The organism is Mucilaginibacter sp., from assembly GCF_039207105.1.
Taxonomy (GTDB): Bacteria; Bacteroidota; Bacteroidia; order Sphingobacteriales; family Sphingobacteriaceae; genus Mucilaginibacter.
Map to the genome: position 1 here is coordinate 22,318 of NZ_JBCECK010000068.1, position 6,172 is coordinate 28,489.

Genomic DNA, 6,172 nt, shown 5'->3' on the forward strand with positions numbered 1-6,172 from the left:
TTAATTGATCAATTGCCCTTCTCTGATCTCATCGCTGGCATGCAGTAAGATGCGTTCGCGGGCTTTCAGATTGCCAAACACTTCCGTGTATTCATCGCCCACAATACCTTCCTTAATATCGGCAAATACCGCTTTGCCTTCTTTTATGGTAATCACGTACTGGCGCTCGGTAGAGCGTACGATGGCATTATTTGGCACTGTTAGCGCCTTGGCCCCCAGTATAAGCGGTATTTTCACTTCGCCATACATGCCGGGTTTAAGGCGCTGGTCGTTGTTGTGTACATCGATCTCAACGGCCTCCGATCGCTGGTTGCCCAGTGCATTGGCCGATCGGCTGATGAACGCCTTATTTTCCTGCCCCGGCAATGCGTTAAATACAAAGGATACTTTTTGCTTCAGGTCCACTTTATCTACATAAGCTTCCGGTATCATTACTTCCAGGCGTAGCTTGCGGGTGTCCTGTAAAACCAGCATCGGCTGATCAGAGGACTTTCCCGGTCCTACCAGCGCGCCGGCCGAAACATTACGCTGCACAATCATGCCATCAAACGGCGCCCGGATGTTGAGGTAGGACTGAATATCGAGGATAGATGCCGCGTTTGACTGCTCTGACAATACCACGGCCTCATCGGCCTTCATTTTGGAGAGGGCATTATCAAGGTCAAGCGGTGATACGGCGCCTTCTTCTTTAGCCGCTTCTTTAAGGCGGCGGTATTTCTCCCGGCTGGCGTTGGCGGCTTCCTGCGCCTGTAAGTAACGGGCATTTGCCGCCTGCGCTTGCGACATCATCTCAGGCGCTTCCAGCACAGCCAGCAGCTGCCCTTTGCGCACCACCGAGCCACGATCTACATTCATCTGCTTCACAAAACTGTTTATCTTGGCAAAAAGATTCACCTCGTTAAAGGGTTTAAGCTGGCCGGGAAGGCGTACGTAACTGGACAAGGCTTGTTCTGAAACCGTACCGGTTTCATATTTATCTTTTCCGCTTGCTTTTTTTTCGGTCATGTCAACCGGTTTTTGGGCGTGCGAGCATCCGCACAATGTAGCAGCCAGTAACAGTGCTGCAAATAATTGATATTTCATATTAATGTTGATCTGAAAGGATGGGTTCCTGGTGATTAATAACTAATGATTCATTATCGGGCAGCAGCGATGGCGACTTGTAGGTAGTTTTATTTTGTACCCAGGCAAATACCAGCGGCAGTATAAAAAGCGCCGCTATGGTAGAGGCGAACAAACCGCCAATAACCGCACGGCCCAGTGGAGCGCTTTGCTCGCCCGCCTCGCCCATGCCGGAAGCCATGGGAATCATACCGACTATCATTGCCAAACTCGTCATCAGGATGGGGCGTAAACGTATGGATGCGCTGGTTACACCCGCCCTTACCGCATCACGATAATCTATGCGAAGTTTTTCGGCATTTGTAACGATCAGGATAGCATTGGCTACCGATACCCCGACCGACATGATCATGCCCATATAACTTTGCAGGTTAAGCGTAGAGCCCGTTAGCAGCAGCGCCGCCAGCGAACCCAGTACTACCGCCGGCACGGTAGATAGTACGGTAAGTGATAATTTAACCGATTGGTAGTTGGCCGCCAGGAGCAGGAATATCACCAGAACGGCAAATAACAGTCCGTTTTGCAGGCTCGACAAGGTATCTATCAGCAAGCCCGACATGCCCTGCACCTGGGTAACAATCCCTTTGGGAGGCTGGCCCAGTTCGTCCACCGCTTTTTGTACTGCTGTGGTGGCGCTGCCCAGGTCATGCTGATGAATGTTCGCGCTCACCGTAAGGTACCGGCGGGGGCCCATGCGGTCATACTCGCCCGGCACATATACCGTTTTAAACTGGGCAACATCCCCCAATACCGGCGAGCTTTGTCCTTTTACCAGGGGTATCTCGCGCAGCTCGTCCATATTATTCATTACATACTCAGGTATTTGCACCTGTACCTGGTAGGTGTTTGAAGCTCTTTCATCTAACCACTGGTTCTTTTCTGAAAAACGGCTGGAGGAGGTACTGGCCGTAACCGAACGAGATATTTCGCTTACGCTCAGTCCCATTTGCGCCAGCTTTAACCTGTCCAACGTGATCTGCACCACCGGGAACTTAAGTGGCTGGTTGATCTGTACATCCCGCAGGTAGCTTACCTGTTTCAGCTTATCTATCAGCTTATTGCTGTAAATCTCTATCTGCGCCATATCCTTACCGGCAACGGTAACCTCTATGGGGGTTGAAGCGCCCTGGCTCATGATCTTCTCCGTCATATCGATCGGTTCAAAGGTTATCCGTAGTTCGGGCATGGCATAGGCTATATTCTTGCGGAGGGTTTCCTTAAAGTCATCCATGTTTACATGATAGTCTGCATCAAGATTTACCTGCAGTATTGCTTCATGCGTGCCGGTATTAAATACATACAAATTGCTTACGCCATAACTGCTTGGTATAAGCCCCGCATACCCCGAACTGATGGCCACATGGTGGTTAGAGGTACTATCAATAATTTGAAGCACCTGCTTTAGTTTGGTCTCCGTGCGCTCAAGCCGGGTGCCATCGGGTTCTTTGATCCGTATCTGGAACTGCCCGTTATTGAGCTTGGGCATCATATCTTTTCCTATCATCACAAAACCGCCGGCTGCAAGCGCCAGCACGCCCACCAAATAAGCCAAAACGATCCCCTTTTTCCGTGGCATCCATTTTTGCAGAATATTCATAAAGCGCAGTTTGATACGCTCAAAAAGATCATTCTTCTCCGGATGCTTTTGCTCTTCGTTCAGGTGTGTTTCTACCTGCTGCATCTCTTCGCTGTCAAAAGTTTCCCCGGCATGAGCATGCACTTGTCCATGTTGGTAATGCTGATACTGCTCGGCCTTTATCATCCAGTTACTGAGGATGGGCACCAATGTTTGCGCGATAACGTATGATACGATCATGGTTAAACCGATAGATAGTGATAACGGCAGGAACATGGCCCGCGGTACACCCTCCATCATAAATGCCGGCGCAAAAACCGCCAGTATACACAACAGGATGAGCAATAACGGGAATGCTATTTCCTGACAGGCATCAAAAATAGCCCGCTTTTTTGTTTTGCCCATTTCCAGGTGCTGGTGAATATTCTCAATGGTTACCGTGGCCTGATCAACCAGAATGCCGATAGCAAGCGCCAGTCCGCTCAGCGTCATGATGTTGATGGTTTGCCCGAAGAAGCCCAGCAGCATTACACCAATAACAATTGATACCGGGATGGTGATCACAACAATCAAACTGCTCCGCCAGTCGCGCAGGAAGAACAATACCATGAGGCCCGTTAGCAAGGCCCCCAAACCACCCTCCGTTACAAGACTTTCCACCGCGTTGATCACAAACACCGACTGATCAAACTCATACGACACCTTAACATCATCAGGCAGCAGACTTTGCATATCGGGTAATTTGGCCTTAAGCGCCTGCACAACCGCCCAGGTAGAGGCATCGGCTGTTTTTACTGCGGGGATATATACCGAACGCTTGCCGTTTATCAGCGCGTAACTTACGGTAACGTCGGCCCCATCGGCTACGCGCGCCATATCTTTGATAAATACTGGCGAACCGTTTTTACTCACCACCGGGATATTGCCAAAATCTTCTACCTGTTTTATGAGGGAGTTCATGGTGGTTACATACATGGTATTGTTCATGCGCAGGTTACCCGATGGCGACATGACATTGTATTTGGCCAGGGCCGCCACAATTTCGTCGGGCGTGAGGTTGTAGCTGCGCATTTTATCCGGATCTACATTGATAGTTACCGAACGTGAGTTGGCCCCAAATGGCGGCGGCGCAGACAGGCCGGGGACTGACGAGAACGTGGGGCGCACACGGGTAGTGGCCAGATCATAAATATCTTTGAGGCTGCGGGTTTTGGATGATAGCACCAACTGACCAACCGGCAGCGAGGAAGCATCAAAACGTAAAACCTGCGGAGGCAACGCTCCCGGCGGAAAGAATTTCATAGCCCGGTTTACCTGCAGGGCTACCTGCGCGGAGGCCTCTCCCATATCGGTGCCCTCATAAAACACCAATTTGAGCAGGGTAAGCCCCTGTATATTTTTAGCGGTGATGCTTTTTATACCATTTACATACAGGAACTGATCTTGCAAACGGGTAGAAAAAAAGCCTTCCATTTGCTGGGGCGACATACCACCGTACGATTCGATGACGTACATGGTAGGCATATTGAGTTGCGGAAAGATATCTACCGATATCTTAAGGGCGCTCAGCACCGAAAAGATCACCAGGCTGATGGTAATAATAACCGTGGTGACCGGCTTTTTGAGCGCAGATGTAACCATTGACATAGTGCTGTTTAATTAAGGAAGTTTATAACGGTGCTTACCTGGTTCTCGGCAACGGCTTTTTGAAACAAGGCTTGTACATAACTGTATTTGGCAGAAACATGATCGGTTTCGGCACGGTATAGCAGGTTTAGCGCGGCATTCAGTTCAATAATGTCTGTGAGTCCGTTTTTATAAAGCGCAAATTTTTGGCGGTAGGCTGCCTGGGCCGCCTTCAATTGTTTAGGTATCTCGTTCAGGCGTTCTAACGCGGTGTTTACATTGGCGTCGGCCTGTATTGCGCCGGCCGTAAGTAAGGTTCTTTGCTCGTGAAGCTTGTTAAGCGCATAGCGCGATGCCAGTTTCTGCGAGCTGAGCTTAACCTGTTTGCGTTTTATATCAAACAGGTTATAAGTTACCCCAAGGCCAACCAGATAATTTTCGCGCTGAAAGCCCCAACCGGAGTGCAGGGGTTTAAAGTTTTGTTCGGCATCTAAACTTGCGCCACGCCCCCACACCGCGGCCTGCAGCATTACTTTGGGGCTATAGCTGCTTTTAACCACTTCTTCGCGTCGTATGCTGCTGTTGTATAACGAGCGGTAGTAATTAACCAGCGGGTGGTTCAACGTATCAGTATTAAACATTTTTACCTGTGCCGATTGGGCGAAAAGCTTGCTCTCGGCGGTGGTATCGGGAATAATACTTTCATACGGTAAGCCGCTGATTGCCGAAAGCTGCAACCGTACCTGTTTCGACTGGTTGATGAGTTCGATATAGTTCAACCGCGATTTGGAAAGTTCGGCCTCTGCAATACTGGTATCTACACCCGGCCGCAAACCACTGCGGGCCAGCGCCCGTATAGAGCGACGGATCTCCTGGTTACGTTCAATATTGAATAACTGGATGGTTTCCAATTCCTGCAGACGCATCAACTGTAAATAATTTTCAATAGTAAAGGTCTCCAGGCTGTATTTTGAACGCGCGAACCGGCTTTTTTCAACCTCCACCTCCGCGCTTGCAGACTGGTTTTGTGCGTGGTAAGCGCCGAAGTTGTATACCTCCCAGTCTAAAGATGCAATACCGAGGTTGCTTAACACCGTGGTTGTATTACTTTCATCGCGAACGCCGCGATTGTTTGAAGGCACAATTCCATAACCAAAGTAAGGGCCGGCCACATTATTATTGGTGCCCAGGTTTGCCTGGTAGTTCAGCTTAAGGTTTGGAAGCCAGTTGAGGCTTGCTTCGCGGGCCTGCGCATCTTTGACGAGGATGGCCGATGAATCGGTTAGTAAAGCAGGTGCTGCTTCGGTAACCCGTTGAAGCAGGTATTTCAAGCTCAAACTTTTTGGGGCTTGAGCATGGGTAGCAATGGATGCCAGCAGAAACAAGGCCAGGCATCCGGCAAATTTAAAACGTAACATGTAAATTGAATGATCTGTAAATGATGATGTTTTAACAGGTCTGTTCCGCAGAAAGACCGAACAGGCATCAGATCATCAAATAATAAGCTTGCAGCTGGTGAGGTATATAGGCTTTGGCTGTAAAAGGGGTAATACGTTTTTTGGCATATCATGCCTGCCCGCTAACCATAGATATCGTAGTAAGCCAACATAAGCAAGGAGTAATGCATGAAAAGTTAACAGGAAGTCGTCCGCCTTGTCGCGCAGCAGGTTTAATATGGACACCGATCTTTCGGCAGCTTCTTCCAAAAACTCCGGTTTGCGTTTGGCAAATACTTTAACTAGCACGTTATTGGCGCTTGTTTCACTAAGCTGGTGATAAACGCTAAAACCCAGGAATGACTTGCCGGCAAAAAACATTGCTGAAAGACATAAAATGAAAATATGTATC

4 protein-coding genes are annotated in these 6,172 nt (G+C 49.1%); all 4 read right to left on the bottom strand.

Going from position 1 to position 6,172, the window contains the following annotated elements; genetic code table 11:
• Complete coding sequence (locus tag AAGC65_RS14835; RefSeq protein ID WP_343113242.1) at positions 1-1,083, bottom strand: efflux RND transporter periplasmic adaptor subunit; 1,083 nt, start codon at positions 1,081-1,083, stop codon at positions 1-3.
• Between the two features lies 1 nt (position 1,084).
• Positions 1,085-4,345, bottom strand: a complete 3,261-nt coding sequence (locus AAGC65_RS14840; protein WP_343113243.1) for an efflux RND transporter permease subunit — start codon at positions 4,343-4,345, stop codon at positions 1,085-1,087.
• An 8-nt stretch (positions 4,346-4,353) separates the two neighbouring features.
• Entirely contained in the window at positions 4,354-5,742 is a 1,389-nt protein-coding gene (locus tag AAGC65_RS14845; RefSeq protein WP_343113244.1) for a TolC family protein, read from the bottom strand.
• Between the two features lie 75 nt (positions 5,743-5,817).
• On the bottom strand, positions 5,818-6,172 hold a 355-nt coding region (locus tag AAGC65_RS14850), incomplete at its 5' end, for a hypothetical protein (protein ID WP_343113245.1).